This window comes from Brunnivagina elsteri CCALA 953 (assembly GCF_002289455.1).
Lineage (GTDB): Bacteria > Cyanobacteriota > Cyanobacteriia > Cyanobacteriales > Nostocaceae > Brunnivagina > Brunnivagina elsteri.
In genome coordinates this window covers 1-1523 of sequence record NZ_NTFS01000722.1, presented here as the reverse complement: position 1 = coordinate 1523, position 1523 = coordinate 1, and the positions used below count along the sequence as shown (strand labels likewise).

Below are 1523 nucleotides of genomic sequence, written 5' to 3'. Positions count from 1 at the left end.
TTATTAAATCTGCATGGGCAGCTGCCATACCTTCGAGACTTTCACGTACAAAGTCTTCAGGATTGTTTGTATACCCAAGTAAGAAGGGGTGTGGGAACGACGGTTTTGGCTGAGAAAATTTGCGGTGCGGCAGCAGAAAGGGGTTATAATTTGCAGCGAGTTGCAGATTTGTGCCGCAGGGTGAATTTAAATGGACGTAGCATGGGAATCGCTTTGAGTTCCTGTACTGTACCTGTGAGGATGTTGCCAACGTTTGAGTTGGGTGCAAATGAAATGGAAGTGGGTATTGGTATCCACGGGGAACCGGGTAGAAAGCGGATGGATTTGAAACCTGCTAATGAAATTGCATCAATGTTGGCGCTATCGATTCTTGAAGATGGAGCATATAAGCGTATATTGCGTGAGTGGGATGCTGACAAGGGTAAATGGTTTGACTTGGAATTAGTGAATCAGTCTTTGAAAAAAGGCGATCGCGTTTTAGCTTTTGTGAATGGGATGGGTGGAACTCCAATTTCAGAGCTTTATATTATCTATAGAAAGTTGGCAGAGATTTGTGCTAACAGGGGAATACAAATTGTTCGCAACCTAATTGGGTCTTATATTACCTCGTTGGAGATGCAAGGTTGCTCAATAACTTTACTTAAATTAGATGATGAGATGATTGAGTTATGGGATGCGCCTGTCAAAACTCCAAGTTGGCGTTGGGGAGTTTAGATATTGGCTAGAGACAACTCGATGGGTTGTGTGTACGGGAGTTAAAAATGCCCCAATGCCTAATGTCCCGTACCTATAGCGATTCTCGTTTGCACGTAATACAAATTAGGGTAAGAGTCTACCCCTACAGTAATCTCGAACGCAAACTGTATTTAACTCAACAGGGAACCGCTATATTAACCAATAACCATTAACTAATAAGTAATAATTTAATATGAATACAGAACAAATTTTACGGTGGTTGCAGCGATTTGCAACGAAAATAGAGCAGAATAAAGAATATTTGACAGAATTAGATGCTGCAATTGGTGATGCTGACCACGGTATCAATATGGAACGTGGTTTTAAAAAGTTGCTGATTCAATTACCAACTATCGCTAATAACAAGGATATTGGCAGTATTTTAAAATCGGTAAGTATGACACTTATTGCTAGTATTGGAGGTGCTAGTGGTCCTTTGTATGGCACTTTCTTCTTAAGGGCTAGTTCTGCCGTCGCTGATAAAGATGAACTCGACGAGCGGGATATGCTGGATATGCTCACGGCTGGTTTGAATGGTGTGATCGAACGCGGAAAGACTGAGTTAGGCGATAAAACTATGCTTGATGTGCTTTTTCCGGCTGTGAGGGCATTTGAGAAAGCTGTAGATGAGAGAAAAGTGATGCGGGATGCAATGGGACAAGCCTTAGCAGCAGCCGAACAAGCCATGAAAGATACAACACTGATGCAAGCAAAAAAAGGACGCGCTAGTTATCTAGGCGATCGCAGTATAGGACATCAAGACCCTGGTGCAACTTCATGTTACTTAA

The 1523-nt window shown here is 42.2% G+C and carries 2 protein-coding genes; both read left to right on the top strand.

Translation table 11 applies throughout. The features are described 5' to 3' along the window. On the top strand, positions 1 to 714 hold a 714-nt coding region (locus tag CK510_RS30230), incomplete at its 5' end, for a dihydroxyacetone kinase subunit DhaK (RefSeq protein WP_211293365.1). Positions 715 to 928: 214 nt separating this feature from the next. Then, the coding region (gene dhaL, locus CK510_RS30225; protein ID WP_095725100.1) for a dihydroxyacetone kinase subunit DhaL at positions 929 to 1523 on the top strand (595 nt) is incomplete at its 3' end.